Here is a 22,153-nt window from a genome sequence, read left to right as displayed (position 1 = left end):
CCTCAGACGATTCACTCGCGTTGGAGGGCCTGGACCGGATTGAGACGGGCGGCGGTGATGGCGGGATGCGCGCTCGCGGCGAGGGCGACGAGCGGCACGAAGAGGGCGAGGGCGCCGAGCACCCACGGATCCGTGGGCTCGACGCCGTAGAGCAGACCGTGCAACAGCTGCGCGAGTGCGACAGCGCCGAGCAGTCCGGCCACGAGTCCGCCGACCACGAGCCGTCCCGCGCGGGCGAGCGTTTCGCCGAGCACGCGCGCCGGGCTGGCGCCGAGCGCCATGCGGACGCCGATCTCGCGGAGCCGTTGCGAGACGGTGAACGCCATGCTCGCGTAGATGCCGAAGGCCGAAAGGCCGAGCGCCACCGCGCCGAAAAGCGCGAACAGCGCCGTGCGCAACCGCGGCAACGACGCGGTGCGCGCGATGTTTTCCTCGAGCGAACGGATCGTCATCGACGCGGTCGGATCGGCGCGGCGCAGCGCGGCCTGGATCGAGGCGGTGAGCGCCGTGCCGCCTTGGGCGCGCACGACGAGCGTGGTGAAAAACCACGGGCTTTGCGGCGAGGGCACGTAGATCTGCGCCGGTGGCGGATCGGAGAGATTGTCCTGCTTCACGTCGGCGACGATGCCGACGATCTCGCGATACTCGCGCGCGAGCCACGGCAGCGTCTGGATGCGCTGGCCGAGCGGATTGGCTTCGCCGAAAAGGCGCTTCGCGAGCGTCTGGTTGATGAGGCAGACCTTCGGCGCGCGCGCGTCGTCGCGTTCCTCGAGTCCGCGGCCCTGCACGATGGGAACGCGGAGCGTGCGCAGGAAGTCGGCCGTGATGCTGTTGAAGACGGCTTCGTCGGCATCGCCGTCCGTCTTGGCGCGGCCCTGCACCGTCAGCGGATAACGCAGCGAGATGCCGCAGAGCGGGGCGCTGGAGCTGATGCCGGCGGATTGGACGCCGGGGACGCGGCGGACCTCGTCGATGGCGCGGTCGTAGTAGGCGGCGAGTTCGGCGAAGGTTTCCCACTTGGTTTGCGGCGGCGCGAGCCGGACGGTGAGGACGTCGCGCGCGTCGAAGCCCGGTGGCGTGCGCTGGAGGTTGAGGAGACTTTTCATCAACAGCGCCGCGCCCGAGAGGACGACGAGCGTCAGCGCAACCTGTCCGGCGACGAGTGCGGCCTGGGCGCGTGCGGCGAAGCGGCTGGTGCCGCCCTTGGCGCCGCCGGATTTGAGCGTCTCGTTGACGTTGGTGCGCAGGACTTGCCAGGCGGGCAGCGCGCCGAACACGAGTCCCGTGAGCGCGGCCGCGCCGAGGGCGAAGAGCAGCGCGCCGCCGTCGACCGCGATCGTGTGCGAGCGCGGCACGAGTCCGCCCGGCAGCCGGTGCGTGAGCAACGGAAGGCCGAGGCACGCGAGCGCGACCCCGCCCGCGCCGCCGAGCAGGGCGAGAAGCAGACTCTCCGTCAGCACGGCGCGGGCGAGGCATTGCGGTGTGGCGCCGAGGGCGAGGCGCACCGCGAGTTCCTGCAAGCGCGAGACGCCGCGCGCGAGCATGAGGTTGGCGAGGTTGACGCAGGCGACGAGCAGCACGAGCCCGACGGCGCCGACGAGCAGGAGCAACGAACGGCGCATGTCGCCGATGCGCAACGTGAGCAGCGGCTGGAGTTGCACGGCCCAACCCTTTTCCGTGGCGGCGAATTCGCGCGCGAAGCCCTCGGCGATCGCGGCGACCTCGGCTTGTGCGGCGCCGGGCGACACGCCGGGCGCGAGCCGGCCGACGGCGCTCCAGAAACGCGAGTCGCGGACGAAGTATTCGGGCGATTCCTGCGGGAACGGGAGCCAGATCTCGGCGAACTCCGGTTCGCGGAACGATTCGGGCATCACGCCGAGGATGGTGGTCGGCACGTCGTTGAGCGTGATGGTTTCGCCGATCACGCTGGCGCGCTCGCCGAAATAGCGGCGCCACGCGGCGTGGTTGAGCACGGCGGTGCGGGCGGAGCCGATGCTGAACTCGTCGGCGTTGAACGCGCGGCCGCGCGCCGGCTTCACGCCGAAGACGGCGAAGAAGTCCTCGTTGACGTGCGTGGCGACGAGCTGGATCGGCTCGCCGGCGGCGGGCGCGTAGGAGGCGAAGTCGGGACGGAACGCGCCGAGTTTTTCGAAGGACTTGGCGCGTTCGCGGAAGTCGCGTGCGGCGGCGGCGGACAGCGCGGGCATCGTGACGGCCTTGGCGGCGTTGATCGAGGTGAAGCCGACCAGACGCTCGGGCTTCGCATAGGGCAGCGGGTTGAGGACGATGGAGCGGAAGATGGAGAAGATCGCGACGTTGGCGCCGATGCCGAGCGCGAGCATCGCGAGGGCGAGGGCGGAGAAACCGGGCGCGCGGCGGAGCGAGCGGAAGGCGGCGGCGAGGTCGGCGATCGCGGAGGACATGCCCGCAGCGTAGCAGAGCGCGCGGCGTGGCGGATGGGCCGGAGGTCAGGGTCGTGGTCATGCCGCGGCATGACCTGGGTCACGGCGCACGGAGTCGAAGGAGATGCCCACGGAACACGCGGAATACACGGAAGGAAAGAAGGCCGAGGAGGGATTGCCCGCGAACCACACGAAAGAGACGCGATTACTGCTGCCTGTCATTCTGGGCGGAGCGAAGAATCCAATCGTGGACGCAACGGGCGTGTCTCTGGATTTTTCGCTCCGCCCAGAATGACAGGTTGGGGTGGTTCGTTCTTTTTCGTGTGATTCGTGGGTCCTCTGATTGGGACACTTCCGTGGGTTCTGTGTATTCCGTGGGCACCTTCGCCGGTCGGAGCCCGGCGCTACTCAGATCAATCCCAGCTCGCGGGCGCGGAGGGCGGCTTGGGTGCGATCGAGCACGCCGAGTTTGCCGAGGACGTTCGTCATGTGGTTCTTCACCGTGCCTTCGGTGATGCCGAGCTCGGAGCCGATTTCCTTGTTGCTGCGGCCGGCGGCGAGCAGGCGGAGGACGCCGAGCTCGCGGGCGGAGAGCGGTTCGGCGAGCGGCTGCGAAATTTTTTTGCCTTCGCGCGCACTGAGGCGCGTGAGCTCGGCCATCATCTTGGCGGCGACGCTCGGCTCGAGGACGGAGGCGCCCTTCGCAGCGGCGCGGACGGATTCGCAGAGTTTGTCGGCCGAGCAGGCTTTCAGCAGGTAGCCGAGCGCGCCGGCGCGCATGGCTTCGAAAATTTCCTCGTCTTCGTCGAAGGTGGTAAGCACGACGACGCGGGCGGATGGCACGGCCTGCATGATGCGGCGGGTGGCTTCGACGCCGCCCATGACGGGCATGCGGAGGTCCATGAGCACGACGTCGGGTTTGTGGGCGCGCGCGAGGGCGAGGGCGCGCTCGCCGTTTTCCGCTTCGGCGACGATTTCGAAATCGGGTTGCAGCGCGAGCAGCGCGCGGAGCGCTTCGCGAAAGAGCGACTGATCGTCGACGAGGAGGATGCGGAGTTTCTTTGTCACGGAAGAGAAATCGGGAAATGCACTCCGGAGGGCTCGACTACGGCCGAGCCGAAGAGAGCGACGAGACCGGCATGGACGTTCGCGGCGCGGCGGTAGCCGCGCCCTCCAAAGATGCAGGTCGGTCGGAGGATCATGCCGGCACTTCGACGCGCAGGGCGAAGCCGCCTTCGAGGCGGTTGGCGGCGCTGACGGAGCCACCGAGGAGTTCGACGCGCTCGCGGATGCCGGTGAGGCCGAAGCCGCCGGCGGTCGCGGCGGCGCGGCCGACGCCGTTGTCGGAGAGTTCGAGGTGCACGCGCTGGGCGTCGCGGAAATCGAGGCGCACGAGCGCGGAGGTGGCGCGGGCGTGTTTGCGGATGTTGGTGAGGCCTTCCTGCGCGGCGCGGTAGAGCGCGTGCTCGACGGCGGGCGGGAGCGGGCGCGGCGCACCTTCGATGGCGACGGCGGGAACGGGTTCGCCGTGGGCGGCGAGTTGCCTGAGTGCGTCGGGCAGCGGCGGGCGCGTGGCGTCGGCGCGGAGCGTGCCGACGGAGCGGCGGACGTCGTCGAGGGCTTCAGCGGTGAGCTTGGCGGCCTTCTCGACGTTGGCCTTGGCTTGCGCGGGATTGGTGGCGCAGACGGCGGAGGCGACGTCGAGTTGGGTTTTCACGACGGTGAGGTAGTGGCCGACGCCGTCGTGGATTTCGCGGGCGAGGCGGTTGCGCTCGCGGGTGGTGGCGAGTTCCTCGGCTTGGGCGGCGTAGACGCGGAGCTTTTCGTTGGCGGTCTCGAGCTCGGCGCGCAGTTGCTGCTCGCGGTCGCGCGCGTTGAGCGCCTGTTTCGTGATGACGGTGAAGGCAGTCGTGAAGGCGAATGCCGCGAGGTAGCTCACGAGCGCTTCGGGCACGGCGCGGAGGCCGTAGTAGTAGCCGACGACGCCGATCGTGACGCCGTAAAGATAGAGCCCGATCGCGAGCGCCCGGCGCGTGGAGTAGTCGAAGATGGCCTGGCTCAGGAGAGGGAGCGCGATGATCGCGAAGAAGCCGCGCAGCGGGCTCACGAAGAGGAGGGTCGTGACGATCGCGGCCATCAGCGCGAAAACCCGATCGCGCCACTGCATGCCGTAGCGCAGGGCAATCGCGTCGTTGAAGATGCCCAGCGCGGCGTAGAGGGCGCCGAGCACGAACGTGAGCGTGACCTGCGGGACCGAACCGTAGATGCGATTGGTCACGACGAACTGCATGAAGCACGTCAGGATCACGCAGCCGAACGCGAAGGCGCCGTAGAGATCGGTGCGGTGGTGCGCGTGCGGGTTGTTGGGATCGGGGCAGGGCAGCCTCATGGGGACAGGTTACCAGATGGGAAGCTGGGGCGATATGTGACGAAAGTCACGCCGCGGTCACGGCGCGCGCAAGTCCCGCGGCGCGGTTGGAATGAAATCGCAGGAACCGTGACACAATCGGGGTGCCGATTCCGCATTGGTAGATGCGCATCCTAGTGCTGCCGCCACCGGTTCCCTCTTCGGAAAACCGGCCCAGCGGGAACTCCGGGACTGCTGTCGGCGAATTACGCCGATGGCGCGCTTCCCGCCCGGGAGGCCACGGGTGGGGAGATGCGATGATTTTCCGAGTCCGATCCGATCCGTCCCGTGGAGCCGCCACCACCGCTTTGGCAGCAACGGCGCCTGGCCGGCCGCTACCCCAACTGGCCCACACACGTCAGTCCCAACCAGAACCATACCCGTCATGAAAACCATGCAATCCACCGAAGCCGCCAGCGCGGCCTCCATCGACGTCCTGATCGTCATCGACACGGAATACGTGAAGTCGCACTACCCAAATCCCAGCCAGGATCCGAACAACCCCACCGGCATCGACCACAACAGCCAGTTCATGATCTGCACCGACCCGCGCGGCATCATCGGCGGCCAGGGCACGGCCGATCTGAACTTCCGCGCCAACGCGGGCGACTTCGTCTCGTTCCGCGGCACGTCGATCTACCAGAACTCGGACGACGCCGTGATCATCTACGGCATCAAGTATTGGAGCGGCGTCCAGGTGTTCAACCAGTTCGTCCCCAACCTCGTGAACCGCCAGCGCGCGGTCATGCCGAACACGAACACGTCGAACGGGCTGCCGGCCGTGCAGGCGAGCATCAACTTCACGTCGCTGGACACGCGCGTCGCGCGCTCCGGCAAGGAGAACTTCTACGTGCTCTTCGCCCTCTACACGCTGAGCGCCGATGGCCAGACGCAGAACCTGTTCGGTTACTACTTCTGGGATCCGTCGGTCACGGTCTCCTGAATTCCGGCTTCGGCCGGCTCGGAAAATCGGCACGGCACCGGGCGACCGGGGCCGTGCTTTCCGCGCGCGGCGGGTGCGGACTCAGGCGAGCGCGTCGCGCAGGACGACGATCGGGTGCAGCGCTTTGCGGCCGGTGCCGTCCTTGATCTGGTGACGGCAGCTCGTGCCCGGCGCGGCGATGATCACGTCGTCGGGCGTTTTGCGCACCGTGGGGAACAGGACGAGCTCGCCGATCTGCTGCGAGACTTCGAAATGTTCCTCCTCGTAGCCGAAGGAGCCCGCCATGCCGCAGCAACCGCTGGGGATGAGCTGCACTTTGTAGTTCGCGGGCAACTCGAGCATCTTCACCGACGGGACGAGCGACGAGAGGGCCTTCTGGTGGCAGTGACCGTGGAGCTTGATCGTCTGCGCACGCGTCGTGAACGCGGACTTCTTGATGCGGCCGGCGTCGGCCTCGCGCGCGATGAACTCGTCGATGAGGAGCGCGTTCTTTGCGAGCGTCTTGGCGGCGGGCTTCAGCGCGGCGGGCACGAGGTCGGGATACTCGTCGCGGAAACCAAGAATGGCGGATGGCTCGAGGCCGATCAGCGGCGTCTGCGTGGTCACGACGTCTTTCAGCAATTCGACGTTGCGGATGGCGAATTCCTTGGCCTCGCGGACGAGGCCCTTCGAGAAGTGCGCGCGGCCGGAGTCGACATGTTGCGGGATGACGACTTCGTAGCCGAGGCGATTGAGCAGCTCGGTGGCGGCGGCGCCGACGTCGGCGTCGTTGTAGTTCGTGAACTCGTCGCAGAAGAGGTAGACGCGACCGTTGGGGTAGGCGGGGGTAGGCAGCGAGCTTGCTCGCGCTTCGGATTTCGCGGGTGATTCGGCGCGCGCGAGCGCGCTGCCCACAGGCGATAGGCGGTTCGCGTTTTTCTTGTGCCACTTCGCCAGCGTGACGGGCGAGAGTTCGGGCATGCTGCGCTTCGGGTGGAAGCGGGCGAATTTCTTGATCCAGAGCGAGAGGTCGGGTTGCGTGAGCACCCAGTTGTAGGCGGCGGGCCAGAGCGAGGCCAGGCGCATGCTCTTCGAAAAATTCGCGACGAGGCGCGAGCGGAGTTTCACGCCGTGCGCGTCCTGATAGTGCTGCGCCCACTCGGCCTTGAGGCGGGCCATGTCGACGTTCGACGGACACTCGGCCTTGCAGCCTTTGCAGGAGAGGCAGAGATCCATGACGTCGGCGATCTCGGGGCTGTCCCACGGGTTGGTCAGGTCCTCGGGGTGGGAGAGCGCGTGGCGGAGGGTGTTGGCGCGGCCGCGGGTGGAGCTCTTTTCGTCGCGCGTGGCCATGTAGCTCGGGCACATCGTGCCGCCGGTGAAGTGCGCCTTGCGACACTCGCCGACGCCGGTGCATTTTTCGGCGGCGCCGAGCACGCCCTGCGAGGAGGCGAAGTCGAAGAACGTCTCGTAGTGCGGTTGCGCGTGGCCCGGCGAGTGGCGCAGCGAGCTGTCCATCGGCGGCGTGTCGATGATCTTGCCGGGATTGAAAATGCCCTGCGGGTCGAAGGTCTCCTTGATGCGACGCATCATCGCGTAGCACTCGGGGCCGACCATGAACTCGATGAACTCGCCGCGCAGGCGGCCGTCGCCGTGTTCGCCGGAGAGGGAGCCGCGGTATTTTTTCACGAGCTTCGCGACGTCGGTGGCGATGCCGCGGAACATCTTCAGGCCTTCCGGCGTTTTCAGGTCGAAGAGCGGGCGCGTGTGCAGTTCGCCGGCGCCGGCGTGCGCGTAGTAGACGGTGCTGACGCCGTATTTCGATTTCAGCATCGCGTCGAACTCGGCGATGTAGTCCGGCAAGTCCTCGACGGCGACGGCGGTGTCCTCGACGACCTCGCGGGGCTTCGCATCGCCCTCGACGTTGTTCATGATGCCTTGGCCGGCGCGGCGGAGTTCCCAGACGCGATTCACGTCGGCACCCCAGACGGTCGGGAACGCGTAGCCGTAGCCCGCGGCGCGGCACTCGGCCTCGATGGCGGCGAACTCGCGCTCGATGAACGCGCGGTCTTCGTGGCGGATCTCGATGACGAGCACGGCGCCGGGATCGCCCTGCACGAAGAAGCGGTTCTTCGTCTGCTCAAGGTTCGACTTGGTGCACTCGAGGATGTGGCGGTCGATGAGCTCGCAGCCGAACGGCCGGTGGCGCATCGCGATCAGCGTGGCGCGCAGGGAGTCGTCGATCGTCTTGAAGTGCGCGCAGAGCAGGCCACCGGCGGGCGGGAGCGGTTCGAGGTTGAGCTCGAATTCCGTGCCGAAGAACAGCGTGCCCTCGGAGCCGGCGATGAGCTGGCAGAGATTGAAGGACTTGTCGCTCGCGGCGTCGAAGACGTTGCAATCCATCAAGCGGTCGAGCGCGTAGCCGGTGTTGCGGCGCGTGACGGTGGGTTTCGGGTAGTGGTCGCGGATGAGCTGGCGGTTCTTGCCGTCGCTGAGGATGTCGCGGACGGTGCGGTAGATCGTCGCTTCGAGCGACGTCTCGGGGCCGGCGCATTTGGCGTCAAACTCGGCGCGCGTGAGCGGGCCGAAGGTGACCAGCGAACCGTCGGCGAGGAAGCCGCGGGCGGAGACGAGGTGCTCGCGCGTGGTGCCGTAGACGATGGAGTTGGCGCCGCAGGAGTTGTTGCCGACCATGCCGCCGATCATCGCGCGGTTGGCGGTGGCGGTCTCGGGCGGGAAGAGAAGTTGGTGCGGCGCGAGGGCGACGTTGAGGTTGTTGCGCACGACGCCCGGCTGCACGCGCACGCGGCGGCGCGCGACGTCGGTGGCGAGGATGGCGTTCATGTGCCGGCCGGAGTCGACGATGATGCCGTGGCCGACGACTTGGCCGGCGAGCGAGGTGCCGGCGGCGCGCGGGATGAGCCCGATGCCGTTTTCGTGGGCGAAGCGGACGAGTTCGCCCACGTCGTGCTCGTCGCGCGGGAACGCGACGGCGAGCGGCATCTCCTGGTATTCGGAGGCGTCGGTCGCGTAGAGCGTGCGCATCAGGTGGTCGCGGTGCAGTTCGCCGTGCAGGCGCGGCGCGAGGGCGGTGAGATCGATTCGAGGTGCAGAGACTCCGGCGCTCATGAAGGTCGCGAGTCGTAGACGAGCGCGCGCGCGTTGGCGAGAACGCGCCGGGACAAATCTGTCTTAACGCGCCCGCACGCGCCTTAATGACCGAAAGGCGAAGGCGAAACGGCTTGGATAGCGCACGCGGCGCCAGTTAACTCGCGCCAACACGAACCCCGAAATTCCGCCCGGCACGCCTCCCGCGTGTCGTGCCGGATTTTTCCCTCCTCACACGCAAATGAAGATCGGAATCGTCGGTGCCGGCAAAGTCGGTGCCACCATCGCCACCCTCCTCGAATCCTGCAAATTCTGCTCGGGCATCGTCCTCGCCGACGCCCGCGAGAACATCGACCTGAGCGGCCTGAAGAAGGCGAAGTTCAAGCACGTCGACGTGAAGGACGGCGTCCAACTCGCCGCGTTCGTGAAGAGCGTCGACGCCGTCGTGAGCGCCGCGCCGTATTTCCTCAACAAGACGATCGCTTCCGCCTGCGCGAAGGCCGGCGTGAGCTACTTCGACCTGACCGAAGACGTCGAGACGACGAACTTCATCCGCGAGCTGGCGAAGAAATCGAAGGCGACCTTCATGCCGCAATGCGGCCTCGCCCCCGGCGCGATCAACATCGTGGGCGGCTCGCTCGCCTCGTCGCTCGAACAGGTGCGTCTGTGCGAGATGCGCGTCGGCGCGTTGCCGGGCGACGCGAGCAACCAGATGAAGTATTACCTCAGCTGGAGCACCGCGGGCCTGATCAACGAATACTGCCAGGTCGGCGAGGCGCTCTTCGGCGGCAAGCACGTCACCACGATGCCGCTCGACGGCATGGAGCGCATCACGATCGACGGCACGGAATACGAGGCGTTCAACACCTCCGGCGGCGTCGCGACGATGTGCGAGACCTTCGCCGGCAAGGTGCAGGAGCTGAACTACAAGACGATGCGCTACCCCGGCCATCGCGACCTGATGAAGTTTCTCCTGCACGACCTGAACCTCGCGCCGCGCCAGGAACTCGTGACGCAGATCTTCGACCAGGAAGTGCCGCTCACGGAGAACGACGTCGTGGTGTTCTACGTCAACGTCGTCGGCCGCGACGCGCACGGCGCGTTGAAGCAGCGCAGCTTCATCAAGAAACTCTACGGCGACGTCGTGCAGGGGCGGAAGCTCAACGCCATCCAGCTCACCACCGCCGCCGGCATCGTCGGCGTGCTCGAGCTCTTCGCGAAGAAGAAACTCGGTCCCGGCTTCGTGAAGCAGGAATCCGTTTCGCTGAAGGATTTCCTCGCCACCCAGTGGGGTGGCAAAGTCTACGGCAAGTAATTCCAGTTCTTTAAACACAGAGGACGCAGAGACCACGGAGGTCTCGGATTTGCGCTTCTCTGTGTTCTCTGCGTCCTCTGTGTTAAATTGAATTAGTCCCGCATCTTCCATGGCCACCGCCTCTGCACCTTCCGTTTCCACCACCGTCAAAACCATCTTCCCGAAGCTCGGGCTCTCCGCCAAGGCCGCCAACTCCGGCGCGTTCTGGGGCGAGTGGGGCGGCGCGGGTGAGATCCTTGAGAAACGCTCGCCAATCGACGGCACGATCGTCGGCCGCGTGAAGCAGGCGACGCCCGCCGACTACGAGCGCGCGGTCGCCGCCGCGCAGAAGGCCTTCCTCGCGTGGCGCGACCTGCCGGCGCCGAAGCGCGGCGAGATCGTCCGCCAATACGGCAACGCCCTGCGCGAGCTGAAGCCCGAGCTCGGCCGCCTCGTTTCGCTCGAAGCCGGCAAGATCCTCGCCGAGGGCGAGGGCGAGGTGCAGGAGATGATCGACATCTGCGACTACGCCGTCGGCCTCTCGCGCCAGCTCTTCGGCCTCACGATCGCGTCCGAGCGCCCGGGCCACCACATGCGCGAGACGTGGCACCCGCTCGGCGTCGTCGGCATCATCTCGGCCTTCAACTTTCCCGTCGCCGTCTGGTGCTGGAACAGCGCGCTCGCCGCCGCGTGCGGCGATGCCACGATCTGGAAACCTTCCGAGAAAACGCCGCTCACCGCCATCGCGTGCATCAAGATCGCCGAGAAAGTCTGCCGCGCCAACGGCATCGACCCGGCGATCTTCGCGCTCGTGATCGGCGACGGCCCGAGCATCGGCGAACTCATGACCAACGACCGCCGCGTGCCGCTCGTCTCCGCGACCGGCTCCACGCGCATGGGCAAGCGCGTCGGCGAAGTCGTCGCGAAGCGCTTCGGCCGCACCATCCTCGAACTCGGCGGTAACAATGCGATCATCGTCGCGCCCTCCGCCGACCTGAAGCTCGCGAAGCGCGCGATCCTCTTCGGTGCGGTCGGCACGGCCGGCCAGCGTTGCACCACGACGCGCCGCATCATCGTGCACGAGTCCATTAAAGAGGAGTTCGTGGCGTCGCTTGTCGCCGCTTACGAATCGTTGCCGATCGGCAGTCCGTTGAAGTCCGGCACGCTCGTCGGTCCGCTCGTCGACGCGCTCGCCGTGCAGGCGATGCAGACTGCGATTGCCGAGGCGAAGAAGGCCGGCGGCAAGGTGCTCTGCGGCGGCGGGCGACTGACCGGCAAGGAGTATCCCGGCGGCAACTACGTTGCGCCCTGCATCATCGAGGCGCGCAACGACTGGCCGGTGGTGCAGCACGAGACGTTTGCTCCGATCCTCTACGTGACGAGCTATCGCACGCTCGCCGAGGCGATCGAGCTGCAGAACGGCGTGCCGCAGGGCCTGAGCTCCGCGATCTTCACGACCGACCTGCGCGAGGCCGAGGAATTCCTCAGCGCGCGCGGCAGCGATTGCGGCATCGCCAACGTGAACATCGGCACGAGCGGCGCGGAAATCGGCGGCGCGTTCGGCGGCGAAAAGGAAACCGGCGGCGGCCGCGAGAGCGGCAGCGACAGCTGGAAAGCCTACATGCGCCGCCAGACGGTCACCGTGAACTACTCCAACGCCCTCCCGCTCGCGCAGGGGATCAAGTTCGGGGACTGAGGCGGCGGGTCAGGCCAGGCGATCAGCCCACGGAACACACGGAATACACGGAAGCGCAAGGTGGGTGCCGCCGTCCCGACGGCCCCACTCGAGTCTATTTTTTCGGTTCAAAAGGCGGGGGCGAAACGGAGATCGGTTCTTTGTCTTTGGGATTGTCCCCTAAGAAATTCACATCCGCTTTCATGCGCCTGACCACCTCGGCAACCGAGACGCGTTCAATCACGCATCCCCACTCGGCAAGAATCACGATGGATTCGTCCTTCAGCAGTAAATCGACTTGCTTCGTGAGATCGCCGAAACGGTCTGAGTGAAGAACCAGTTTTGCTCCCATGAGCCGCACAGCAGGACTCTTATCGGCTAGCATCGCTCGGATATCTTCGAGCGATGCACGATGTTCGAAAAACGGATAGAGAAGAAAGAAAGTTCCTGGTTCGCCGGCATAGCCCACCGCTGCGCCGCCGATAAATGGTAGCTTTCGATCCAGGTCTTCGATCTGACGCAGTTGCTCGACCACGAACCTGATATGGCGCGAATACTCACTGCCCTGCGCCGCTAGACTAAGAACGAATAAAAGTAGAATCGTGCGCATCGTCAAAATCTCGTCCCCAGATAATGCGGCAGCATTTTCCGCCACCAGGGCCAGTCGTGGTTCACGTCGGGGCCCCAGAGGTCGATCTCGTGCGGGATGCCCTTGCTGGCGAGGACGCGACCGATGGCTTCGGCGGACTCGGGGGCTTCGTAGGCACCGCGGCCGCCGACGAAGTGGATGTGCTTCTTCGCGCGGAGCTGCGCGAGGATGGCCTCGTCGTCGAGTTTCGGCAGGTAATCGAGCGGCGAGTTGAAGTAGACGTCCTCGTCCCAATAGCCGTCGGTGTAGTCCTTGAGGTCGTAGGCGCCACTCATGGCGATGCAGCCGTCGATGAGGTCGGGGCGGCGGAAGAGGGTGTTCGCGCTGTGGAGCGCGCCGAACGATGCGCCCGCGGTGATGATCGACACGCGGCTGCGGCAATGGGCGTGGATGAACGGCACGACTTCCTCGGCCACGTAGGCGTTGAACTGCTGGTGGCGGATCGCCTTCGTGCGCGGCTGCATGTGGCGGTTGAGCCAGCTCTCGCTGTTGATCGAGTTGATCGAAAAGACCTTCACTTTGCCGCCGTCGATCCAGGGCGCGATGGACTCGATGACGTGGAAGCGCTCGTATTCGAGGAAGTCCGCGGCGGCGGTGGGAAACATCAGGAGCGCGAAGCCGTAGTGGCCGTAGACGGCGACTTCCATGTTCTTGTCGAGGCGTGGCGAGTGCCAGGTGTGAATTTCGCGATGCATGCGGTGCGGCGACGCGCGAGCGCGTCGGTGACGAGGTGACGGGAGGTGGGCGTCCGCTGGCCCGAGCGGACACGTCAACCAAGCCCACCGGACCGCGCCGCGCAAGTCCGCACGCGGCGCAGATGCCGCCCTGAAGGACCATGACTCGTGCCTGTCATTGCGAGGAGCATGGCGACGAAACAATCCCGCTGGATCGCCACGGTGCGTTTACGCGCCTCTCACGATGACAAGCTGAACGGCGCGGCGGCGGCGAAGGGACTCGCCGCCCTGCGTGAGGATCGCACCGCTACGCGACGCCGGTCCGCGCTCGGTTACTCTTTGTGCGGCACGATCACGATGCCGCAGTCGGCCTTCTTCATCACGCCGCTGGCCGTGCTGCCGACGAGGAAGTCATAGAGTTTCCCGTGTCCGTGCGACCCCATGATGATGTAGTCGGCCGCCACGCGCTCGGCCTCCTCGCGGATCATCGTGACCGGCGGGCCGTGATTGACCTTGGCCTCGCAGGCGATGCCGGCGGTGCGGAACATCTCCGCATAGGTGTCGAGCTTGGCCTTGGCGGCGCGCTCGCCGGACGCGACGGCCTCCTGCAGCACCTCCACCGGCAGCGCGAACTCGCTGGTCACGACCGGCGGTTGCACGACGTGGATCAACGCGACCTTGCCCTCGAACGCCCGGGCAAAGCTCACCGCGGTGTCGATCACTTCCTCGGTCACCGCGGAGAAATCGATTGGGACGAGGAATGTTTTCATGCCCTATTATCCTCCCGTCGGCGCGCTTTCGCACCGCAGATTTTGCGGTGGGATGTGCGATAGGGAGACGAGGTAGATTCCCCGAGCCGCGTCCGGGTGCGCCGCGCCGCTTCGCGTTTGCCAACCGCGCCGCCGCGCGGAAACTCCCCGGACACACACCGACGCCCATGGAAAACGCCCCCGCGCCCCACAGCTGGAAATTCTTCCGCACCGGCGGACTCGACCAAGTCGCCCTCGAAACCGCCGCCGACCTCCAGCGCCTCGCGGAGCTCGACCCGAAACTCTGGGTTGCGCTGAGCTGCCCGGTGAAGGGACTCGAACTCGACGAGAAGACGCTCGCGCTCATCGACACCGATGGCGACGGCCGCATCCGCGTGCCCGAATTGCTCGCGGCGGTGCAATGGGCCTCCGCTCGCCTGAAAGACCCGGCGGCGCTCCTCCAGGGCGCGGCCGCGCTGCCGTTGGCGGGCATCAACGACGCGACACCGGACGGGCAGGCGCTGCTCGGGTCGGCGCGGCGCATCCTTGCGAACCTCGGCCAGTCCGCCGCGGCGGCCATCACCCCGGCCGACACCGGCGACACGGCGAAGATTTTCGCCAGCAGCGCGGTCAACGGCGACGGCGTCATCCCGCCCGACGCCACGGACGACGCGGCCGTGCAGGCGTTGATCAAGGACATCCTCGCCACCGTCGGCGGCGCCGCCGATCGCACCGGCGCGCAGGGCGTCACGAGCGAAAAAGTCGACGAGTTCTTTGCCGCGATCGCCGCCTATCTCGATTGGATCGGCCAGAGCTCCGCCAAGGAGATCGCGGTGCTCGGCGAGCATACCGAGGCCGCCGTCGGAGCGATCCGCACCGTGCGCGCCAAGGTGGAGGACTATTTCGCCCGCTGTCGGCTCGCCGCGTTCGACGCGCGCGCGATCGGCGCGTTGAACCGCGCCGAGGCGGACTACCTCGCGGTCGCCGCGAAGGATATGAAGATCGGCGCGGAGGAAGTCGCGGGCTTCCCGCTCGCGCGCATCGCGCCCGCGCAGCCGCTGCCGTTGCTCGTCGGCGTCAACCCCGCCTGGGCCGCCGCGCTCGCGACGCTGCACCGCGCGGCGGTCGCCCCGTTGCACGGCACCGGGAAAACCGCACTCACCGAGGAAGAGTGGAGCGCGCTCACCGCGCAGTTCGCCGGCTACGAGACCTGGCTCGGCACGAAGGGCGGCAGCGCCGTGGAGAAGCTCGGCCTCGCACGACTGAAGGAAATCCTCGCCGGCGACGGCCGCGCGAAGCTCACCGAGCTCGTGGCGAAGGACAGGGCGCTCGAGCCGCAGTTCAAGGCGTTGAGCGACGTCGACCGGCTCGCGCGCTACCACCGCGACCTGCGCGCGCTGCTGCACAATTTCGTCAACTTCGCCGATTTCTACTCGCGCGACCGCTGGGCGATTTTCCAGGCCGGCACGCTCTATCTCGACAGCCGCAGCACGGAGCTGTGCGTGCGCGTCGACGGCCCGAGTCCGCTCGCGGCGATGAGCAAGACCTACATCGCCTACTGCACGTGCACGCGGCAGGGGAAGACGATGGCGATCGCGGCGTGTTTCACCCAGGGCGACAGCGATTACCTCTTCGTCGGCCGCCACGGCGTGTTCTGGGATCGCGCGGGCAACGACTGGGACGCGGTGATCACCAGCATCGTCGATAATCCGATCAGCATCAGCCAGGCGTTCTGGTCGCCCTACAAGAAATTCATCCGAATGATCGAGGAGCAGGTGGCCAAGCGCGCCGCGGCCGCCGAGTCCGCTTCGAGCGCCAAGCTCGCCACCGCCGCCGAGCAGACGGCGAACGTCGACAAGAACGCACCCGCGCACGGCGCGCCGCCGAAGAAGATCGACGTGGGCACGGTCGCCGCGTTGGGCGTCGCCGCCGGCGCGATCATGGGCGCTCTCGGCGCGATCGCGACCGGTCTCGCCAAGCTCGCGCCGTGGCAGTTGCCGCTCGTGCTGGTCGGCGTGATGCTCGTGATCTCGCTGCCGTCGATGGCCATCGCGTGGTTGAAGCTCCGCCAGCGCACGCTCGGGCCGCTGCTCGAGGCCAACGGCTGGGCCGTGAACGGCCGCGTGAAGATCAACATCCCGTTCGGCTCCGCCCTCACCGAGATGGCGAAGAAGCCCGCCGGCTCGCGCGTGTCGCTCGAGGATCCCTACGAGGACAAGGCGGCGGCGCGCCGGAAGCGGCTCACGGTTTTCTGGTGCGCGTTCCTGCTCGCGGCGGGCGCGGCGATATGGATCCGCTGGGATGCGACAAAGCACGCCGACGAGAACGGTCACGCGCGCTACTTCTGGCAGGATCGCCCAGCGCCCGCGGCACCGGCGCAGCCGGCCGCCGCGGCGGAAGCGCCGAAGACCTGAGTCGCGTGCTTTCTCGCGGACTGTTGCCGTAGCGGAATTCGCGAGAATTTCGCCACGCGCGGCGGTTCGGCGAAAGCCTCACGGCTTCCGCCACGCAATCAGACGGCTTCGATTTTCCACGATTTCTGCGCCGCGTTCAGCGCAGGATGCCGGCGAGGCTCGCGCGGTCGTCGGTCCAGAGGATTGTCCTGGCGGTTGCGTCCGACGGGTCGTCCATCGCGTCCTGGAAATCCCGGTGGGCGAACTTCGTCGCGTCGGCGCTGAGCAGCATCCATGTGGTGCGATAGAGCCACCAATCCTCGGACTTCGGGTGGTCGGAGATCGTGGCGAGGTGGAGGCGATAGTGTTTCGCGAGACCTTCGACGACCGGGCGCAGGTCGAGGTAACGGTTCGAGATATGCACGGCGATGACGCCGCCGGGTTTCAGGTGTTTCAGGTAGACGGCGAACGCTTCCTCGGTGAGCAGGTGGACGGGGATCGCATCGCTCGAGAAGGCGTCGAGCGCGAGCACGTCGAAGTGTTGCGGCGCGTCGTGCGCGAGCTCGTCCTCCATGGAGAGACGCGCGTCGCCGAGGACGATTTTTACGTCGGCGGGAGTTTGGGCGAGGAAGGTGAACCGCTCGCGCGCCAGCCGCAGCACGGCGGGGTTGATTTCGTAGATGCGCAACGTGTCGCCGGGCAGGCCGTAGGCGGCGAGCGTGCCCGCGCCGAGGCCGACGAAGCCGAACTGGCGTCCGCCTTTCGTGGGCTCGGCGTGCGCGAGGGCGAGGCCGATGCCGCTGTGGGCCCCGTAGTAGGTCGTGGCCCACTTGTCGTAGGGTGGGCGGGCGAGTTGCAGGCCGTGGGTGGTGACGCCGTGGCTGAGCAGGTAGCTGTAGGAAATGGAGTCGGGTTCCCCGTAAGGGCGCACCTTCAGCGTGCCGTAGAAGTTGCGCGAGGATTCGATCATGCCCGCGTTCGTGCCGGTGATCTGGATGACGAACACCGCGCCGAGCAGGGCGGTGAGCGACAGCGGCAGGAACGAGAACCGCACGCGCCAGTCCTCGGGCAAGCGCGCCTGGAGCGCGCCGCGCAACGACCACAGCAGCATCAGCAGCACGGCCACGGCCCACCAGCGATACTCGAGATAGAATGCGTAGTAGGTGTTCGCGTAGTTTTTCACGGGCGCGAACCAGCCGGACTCCGTTGCGTGGTTGAGGAAAAATGCGGGCAGCAGCGCGATGCCGGCCAGCGCGCCGGCGCCGGTGCCGAGTGCGATGGCGCGGCTGCGTTGCACAAGGCAGAGCGAGGCGAGTAGGTAAGCGAGCGCCCAGTAGCCGAGATGCAGCTCGTAGTAGTCGTTGAACACGACCGGCGCGACGAGGCCGACGAAGATGCCGCCCAGCGCGCCGCCGAACGAGAGATGCAGGTAGAAACTCGTGAGGTGCCGCGGCGATGGCCGGAGACGGTAGACCTCGCCGTGGCAGATCATGCACGCGACGAAGAGCGAGGCGGTGTAGGCCACGACCTGCACGAGGATCGGCGCGTGCAGCCCGAGCGACACGAAGTAGGCGACCGCCGTGCCCGCCACGACGAAGAGCGCGGCGAACAATCCCCGCGTATACCAGCGTGGGTGGTCGAAGCTCAGAATGAAGCTCACGAGGTAGATCGCGAGCGGCAGCACCCAGAGAAAGGGAATGACCGCGACGTCGACGCACAGCTTGCTCGTGGTGCCCACGAGGAGGACGGACGCCGTGGCCGGCAGCGCGACCCAGAAGAACTTTTGCAGGAGCGTAGGTTTGTCGTCCTCCGGCGCGCCGTTGTCTGCGGGAACCGTGGCCGGCGCGGCGGGATCGGCGCGGTGGATTTGCCAGGCGCACACGCCGCACAGCACGACGAAGCCCACGAGCGCGCCGGACCACGCCCAGGCTTGCGCGGAGCGGGAGAGCAGCGGCTCGATCGCGAAGGGGTAGCCGAGCAGCGCGAGCAGCGAGCCGACGTTCGAGAGCGCGTAGAGGCGGTAGGGAGATTTGTCCGGATGCGAGAGGCTGAACCAGCGTTGCAGGAGCGGGCCGGTGGCGGAGAGCAGGAGGTAGGGCAGGCCGAGCGTCGCGGTGAGGAGCAGGAGGATGCGTTTCGTCGGCTCGTCGCCCGGACCCGGTTTCCACGCCGCGTCGGGGACGATCGGCAGCCAGACGAGGCAGAGCGCCAGCAGCACGAGGTGCGTGAGGGCCTGCGTGCGGGGTTTCAGGCGCGTCGACGTGAAGTGCGCGTAGGCGTAGCCGCCGAGCAGGAGCGTCTGGAAAAACAGCAGGCAGACGGTCCACACGCCCGGCCCGCCGCCGAACCACGGCAGGATGTATTTGCCGATGAGCGGCTGGACGAGGAACAGCAGGAACGCGCCGAGAAAGATGGTGAGGGCGTAAAGCGGCACGGGGGAGCGGGGAGCTCGGAGCAGGGAAAGAGGCGCGGTGCGTTCGCGGTCAGCCGCTCGCTGGTGACGGCGCGGAGTGCGCTGGGGGTCTCACTTCGCGAGGTAGAACGGATTCGGCAGCTTGAAGGTGCGCTCGGAATAGCCGCCCGCGAGGTCGCTGACCTGATCGCCGATGTTGGCGATGATGGTGTAGCCTTCCTCTTCGACCAGTTTGCGGCGGGTGGCGGTCTTGAACGCCTCGGTCGTGCCGCGATCGTCCGCGGCCTTGTAGAAGATGCGGGTGTAGCCGCCGAGGCCGGCGCTGCGCAGGTTGTTTTCCGTGCCGGGTTGATCCTTCGTGCGGCGGCCGGTGATGTAGATCACCGCGACGTTGTGGGCGCGGGCGGCGAGGTAGACTTCGCGCACGGGCGCGATGGCGGGCGCCTGCGCTTCCTCGATCCACTCGTCCCACTTCTTCGGCACGTAGCCGTAGTCCATTGCGAGCATGTGGGTGAGGTTGGAGAGCAGCGTTTCGTCGAGGTCGAAGACGATGGCGAGTTTCCCGCCGCCTTGGGGCGCGCGCGTTTCGATCCATTGCTTGGCCTCGGCGGCGACGGCGGCGAGTCCGGCTTCGTAGCGTCCGCTGTCGACGTAGGCTTTGAGTTCCTGCTTGAGCAGGTAAAGGTTGTGGGGCTCGGCGGGAGCGGTCGCGGCGGCCGGGGGCGGCGCGGTGCGGTCGGGCGTGCGCGAGGGCGGGTTGACGCAACTGGTGAGAACGAGGGACAGGCCGGCCACCAGCGCCGGCGCGACGAGGCGTCTTTGCATCCGGCCACAGTGCGGTGCGCGGGGGAAAACTCAACCGGTTTACCGCCGCGTTCGTCGCTGCGCCGCGCCTGCTGGCCAGCCGACGCTTGACGAACGGCGGACGCCGGCAACCTTCGCGGGCATGTCCGATCGCCGCCACGAAACTCCCCTGCCGCGCGCCACGCGCTGGCTGGCGGCTTCGTTGGCGGTCGTGGTGTGGGCGCTCGGCGTGTTCGCCGCCAGCCCGGAACTGCACGCGACGCTGCACCACGACAGCGACGCGCATTCGCACGAGTGCGCGATCACGCTTTTCGCGCACGGCGTGGAGTCGCTCGGCGGCGCGCCGGTGCTGCAATCCCTTTCCGACGCCCGCGAGATCGGGCGCGTGGCGCTGCCCCTGTCGCACGACTGGAGCGCGCCGGACTACCGTCTGCGACCGGCCTGCGGGCCGCCGCACTGCTGAACCAACGATCCTGAAACGCGGGCGCCCACGCGGGCGCGCCGCTGGCCGTCCTCCGTCTGGTTCCCTTCGTTTCGCAGCGAAATGCTGCGGAACGCGTTCGTTCGTTCAGCATGAAATCCCTTTCCCTTTTCCCATTGTTCCTGGGCAGCGTCGCGCTTGCGACGGCCCAATCCGTCCCTCCGGCCGATGCGCCGCAGGACAAAGTCAAACTCGGCGAATTCGTCGTCACCTCCAGCGCGCTGGACCGGGCGGTCGACGAAATCGCCCAGCCGGCCTCCGTGCTCGGCGGCGCGCGGCTCGATGTCGCGCGGCAATCCAGTCTCGGCGAGACGCTCGCGGGCGAGCCCGGCGTGTCGTCGACGTATTTCGGACCGGGCGCGTCGCGTCCGGTCATCCGCGGCATGGGCAGCGACCGCATCCGCGTGCTCACGAGCGGCGTGGGCACGATGGACGCATCGGTGGTCAGTCCCGACCACGCGGTGAGCGTCGATCCTTTGCTCGTCGATCGCATCGAACTCGTGCGCGGTCCGGCGACGCTGCTCTACGGCGGCTCGGCGATCGGTGGCGTCGTGAACGTGATCGATTCGCGCATCCTCGAGGAAAAGCCCGCTCGCGCGCTCGAAGGCCGCGTCGAAACGCGGTTCGGCTCCGCCGCCGATGAGCGGTCGGGCGCCGGCGTGTTCACCGGCGGAGCGGGCGACTGGGCGTGGCGCCTCGACGGCTTCACGCGCAAGACCGACGACGTGAAGATTCCCGGCTTCGGGCCCACGGATGAACGACGCGAGGAGATGGAAGCCGCCGGCGAACCGATTTCGCACGGCACGCTGATCAACAGCGCGACCGAGAGCGATGGCGCCGGCTTCGGTCTGACCCGTTTCCTCGGCGAAAACGGTGCCGCGGGGCACGTCGGCGCGTCCTACAGCGGACTCAATTCCCGCTACGGCACCGTGGCCGAGCCCGATGTCAGGATCGAGCTGCGCCAGCGCCGCTGGGACGCGCATGCGGAACTGTTGCAGCCCGCGGCGTGGCTGCGCGCGGCGAATTTCCAACTCGGCGTCGCCGACTACCAGCACACCGAGTTCGAGGGCGCGGACGTCGGCACGGTGTTCAAGAACCGCGGCTACGAAGGCCGCCTCGAGCTGTTGCACGCGCCGGTCGGCCCGCTCACGGGTGCGATCGGCCTGCAGGCCTCGCGCAGCGATTTCCAAGCGATCGGCGAGGAGGCGTTTCTGCCGCAATCGGTGACGACCAATCGTGCGCTCTTTGTCTACGAGGAACTGCGGCGCGACAGTGTCACCTGGGAGTTCGGCACGCGCGTCGAGCAACAGAAGATCGCGCCGGACGCCGCCAGCGGCTTCGCCGAGCGCGACGAGACGCTCGTGGGCTTTTCCGGCGGCACGGTCTGGCGGCTGCCGCACGACTACGCGCTCGCGGTCTCGGTCACGCGTAGCGAGCGCGCGCCGAACGCGCAGGAGCTGTTCGCCAACGGGCCGCACGTCGGCACGAATGCATTCGAAATCGGCGATGCGGCGCTGCGGCCCGAAAAAGTGAGCGGCGTGGACCTCAGCCTGCGGAAGCGCGCGGGCTTCCTCACCGGTGCGGTGACGGTGTTCGCGAACCGCTTTGACGGATTCATCTTCGAGCAGGCGACCGGCGCCGACGACACGGCAACGGGTCTGCCGATCTATCGTTTCCAGCAGGGCGCAGCGCGTTTTGTGGGCGCGGAACTCGAACTCACGACGCATCTGCTCGAGACGAAGACGTCGCGCGCCGAGTTGCGCTTCACCGCCGACACCGTGCGCGCGGACAACCTGGACGCGGATCGCCCGCTGCCGCGCATCCCGCCGTCGCGCTTCGGCGTCGCGGCGGACTGGAGCACCGGGCCGTGGTCGTTCACGGCGGAGGTGCGCACGGCGGCTCGGCAGAATCGCACGGCGGAGAACGAGACCGCCACGGCGGGCTACGCGCTCGTCAATGCCTCGGTCACGCGGCGGGTGAAACTGGGCGGTGTCCACGCGGAGCTTTTCCTCCGCGGCACGAACCTCACCGATGCCACGGCGCGCGTCGCCACGTCGTTCCTGAAGGACATCGCGCCGCTGCCCGGCCGCGATGTCACGGCCGGCGTGCGTTTCGAGTTCTGACGCGGCTTCGGTCGTAACGCGGCTCTGCATCGGGCCGCAGCCACTCTCCGGGGATGTGC

The 22,153-nt window shown here is 67.4% G+C and carries 15 protein-coding genes; 6 read left to right on the top strand and 9 right to left on the bottom strand.

Going from position 1 to position 22,153, the window contains the following annotated elements; all coding sequences use genetic code 11:
- Positions 1-11: 11 nt before the first annotated feature.
- The 3 genes from KF715_16675 to KF715_16665 all read right to left on the bottom strand — a co-directional run bounded on the left by KF715_16675 (position 12) and on the right by KF715_16665 (position 4,791).
- Positions 12-2,423, bottom strand: a complete 2,412-nt coding sequence (locus KF715_16675; GenBank protein MBX3738332.1) for an ABC transporter permease — start codon at positions 2,421-2,423, stop codon at positions 12-14.
- Positions 2,424-2,810: 387 nt separating this feature from the next.
- Positions 2,811-3,470, bottom strand: coding sequence for a response regulator transcription factor (locus KF715_16670; GenBank protein MBX3738331.1), 660 nt, complete (start codon positions 3,468-3,470; stop codon positions 2,811-2,813).
- Between the two features lie 130 nt (positions 3,471-3,600).
- A complete protein-coding gene (locus KF715_16665) occupies positions 3,601-4,791 on the bottom strand; it encodes a sensor histidine kinase (protein MBX3738330.1) in 1,191 nt (396 codons plus the stop codon).
- Positions 4,792-5,194: 403 nt separating this feature from the next.
- Here KF715_16665 and KF715_16660 point away from each other — a divergent pair, with 403 nt between their 5' ends.
- Complete coding sequence (locus KF715_16660; protein MBX3738329.1) at positions 5,195-5,752, top strand: inclusion body family protein; 558 nt, start codon at positions 5,195-5,197, stop codon at positions 5,750-5,752.
- Positions 5,753-5,833: 81 nt separating this feature from the next.
- Here the strand turns inward: KF715_16660 and KF715_16655 are convergent, their stop codons facing one another.
- Entirely contained in the window at positions 5,834-8,860 is a 3,027-nt protein-coding gene (locus tag KF715_16655; protein ID MBX3738328.1) for an FAD-binding protein, read from the bottom strand.
- A gap of 220 nt (positions 8,861-9,080) precedes the next feature.
- Between KF715_16655 and KF715_16650 the strand changes: the two genes are divergently transcribed.
- The gene (locus tag KF715_16650) at positions 9,081-10,154 is read left to right on the top strand and encodes a saccharopine dehydrogenase NADP-binding domain-containing protein (GenBank protein MBX3738327.1); all 1,074 of its coding nucleotides are present in this window, start codon (positions 9,081-9,083) and stop codon (positions 10,152-10,154) included.
- A gap of 109 nt (positions 10,155-10,263) precedes the next feature.
- The gene (locus KF715_16645) at positions 10,264-11,829 is read left to right on the top strand and encodes an aldehyde dehydrogenase family protein (protein ID MBX3738326.1); all 1,566 of its coding nucleotides are present in this window, start codon (positions 10,264-10,266) and stop codon (positions 11,827-11,829) included.
- Between the two features lie 94 nt (positions 11,830-11,923).
- On the opposite strand, the gene KF715_16640 is transcribed toward KF715_16645, so the two are convergent.
- The 3 genes from KF715_16640 to KF715_16630 all read right to left on the bottom strand — a co-directional run bounded on the left by KF715_16640 (position 11,924) and on the right by KF715_16630 (position 13,901).
- Positions 11,924-12,418 (bottom strand): hypothetical protein, encoded by a 495-nt coding sequence (locus KF715_16640; protein MBX3738325.1) that lies wholly within the window; start codon positions 12,416-12,418, stop codon positions 11,924-11,926.
- 2 nt (positions 12,419-12,420) lie between these two features.
- Positions 12,421-13,152: an esterase family protein gene (locus KF715_16635; GenBank protein ID MBX3738324.1), complete on the bottom strand. Its 732-nt coding sequence runs from the start codon at positions 13,150-13,152 to the stop codon at positions 12,421-12,423.
- 311 nt (positions 13,153-13,463) lie between these two features.
- Positions 13,464-13,901, bottom strand: coding sequence for a universal stress protein (locus KF715_16630; protein ID MBX3738323.1), 438 nt, complete (start codon positions 13,899-13,901; stop codon positions 13,464-13,466).
- 167 nt (positions 13,902-14,068) lie between these two features.
- Here KF715_16630 and KF715_16625 point away from each other — a divergent pair, with 167 nt between their 5' ends.
- The gene (locus KF715_16625) at positions 14,069-16,294 is read left to right on the top strand and encodes a hypothetical protein (GenBank protein ID MBX3738322.1); all 2,226 of its coding nucleotides are present in this window, start codon (positions 14,069-14,071) and stop codon (positions 16,292-16,294) included.
- Between the two features lie 136 nt (positions 16,295-16,430).
- Here KF715_16625 and KF715_16620 read toward each other — a convergent pair whose 3' ends face one another.
- Positions 16,431-18,707 carry a fused MFS/spermidine synthase gene (locus KF715_16620; protein ID MBX3738321.1) on the bottom strand — a complete coding sequence of 759 codons (2,277 nt, stop codon included), beginning with the start codon at positions 18,705-18,707 and terminating at the stop codon, positions 16,431-16,433.
- A gap of 90 nt (positions 18,708-18,797) precedes the next feature.
- On the bottom strand, positions 18,798-19,511 hold the full coding sequence (locus tag KF715_16615) for an HAD family acid phosphatase (GenBank protein MBX3738320.1): 714 nt from the start codon (positions 19,509-19,511) through the stop codon (positions 18,798-18,800).
- 121 nt (positions 19,512-19,632) lie between these two features.
- Between KF715_16615 and KF715_16610 the strand changes: the two genes are divergently transcribed.
- Both KF715_16610 and KF715_16605 read left to right on the top strand, forming a co-directional pair.
- Complete coding sequence (locus tag KF715_16610) at positions 19,633-19,953, top strand: hypothetical protein (protein ID MBX3738319.1); 321 nt, start codon at positions 19,633-19,635, stop codon at positions 19,951-19,953.
- Positions 19,954-20,063: 110 nt separating this feature from the next.
- Positions 20,064-22,094: a TonB-dependent receptor gene (locus tag KF715_16605; GenBank protein ID MBX3738318.1), complete on the top strand. Its 2,031-nt coding sequence runs from the start codon at positions 20,064-20,066 to the stop codon at positions 22,092-22,094.
- The last annotated feature ends 59 nt before the right edge of the window (positions 22,095-22,153 follow it).

The organism is Candidatus Didemnitutus sp., from assembly GCA_019634575.1.
GTDB lineage: Bacteria > Verrucomicrobiota > Verrucomicrobiia > Opitutales > Opitutaceae > Didemnitutus.
This window is presented reverse-complemented; position numbering and strand designations above follow the sequence as displayed.